The following is a 737-nucleotide window of genomic DNA, read 5'->3' as shown; positions in this document are numbered from 1 at the left end:
ATTTATAATGATTATGGTATATTTTTGGGAGGTGATGAGGGTGCTGGATTATATTTTAGATATATGGAAGTATTAAGTTGTAAGAATATTGATAAAAAATTTAAGAAAGATGACTGGCAAGTTGAAACTTTGGAATAACAAATGAGCAAAAACATTAAAACACAAGAAGCTAAATTAGACTTAATCACTAAATTTCTAGACTATGCTAATATAGCAGATGCTAGTTATGCTATGTTGCAATATGTTTGGGAAAATATAGAGCAAGATGAAAAGAATAATATTTATAAAGCAGATAAACTTACTTTTGGTGATAAATTAAAGCAAGATATTGTTATGAAAAATAGTAAAGGGGAAGATATTGTAAAACCTAAAAATACAAACACAGCTTATGCTTGTGCTATACAAGCTCGTTTTGAACAAAATAAAATAGTTAAAATAGAACCTAAATATTGTATTTCTCTTATAAATACTTGTTTTGTTAGTAAAGAAATAACATTGGATAATGATATTAGTAGGGTAGGATTAAATGATACACTTAGTAAAAGAATCATTGATTTTATAAATAGATTTAAACTTTTAAAACATCAGCCCAACACTACAAATTGTCTTATGAAAAAACAGAGAAAATTAAGAGGAGTTAATAAATGCTAGAATTCTTTGTTAATCTTTTAATATTTATTCTTATATTTTTCTTTTTTGTTTTTATATTTTCTATTATTTTATATTTTATCTTTAAA

At 24.0% G+C, this 737-nt stretch carries 1 protein-coding gene; it reads left to right on the top strand.

From position 1 onward, the window contains the following. Window positions 1–141: 141 nt before the first annotated feature. Complete coding sequence (locus AJ932_RS09180) at window positions 142–651, top strand: methyltransferase (RefSeq protein ID WP_070278792.1); 510 nt, start codon at window positions 142–144, stop codon at window positions 649–651. The last annotated feature ends 86 nt before the right edge of the window (window positions 652–737 follow it).

Source organism: Campylobacter sp. BCW_6873 (assembly GCF_001762365.1).
Classification (GTDB): domain Bacteria; phylum Campylobacterota; class Campylobacteria; order Campylobacterales; family Campylobacteraceae; genus Campylobacter_D; species Campylobacter_D jejuni.
This window is presented reverse-complemented; position numbering and strand designations above follow the sequence as displayed.

Coding starts and splice junctions, on each gene's coding strand:
- AJ932_RS09180 (WP_070278792.1), top strand. CDS start 142: ATGAGCAAAAACATTAAAACACAAGAAGCTAAATTAGACTTAATCACT.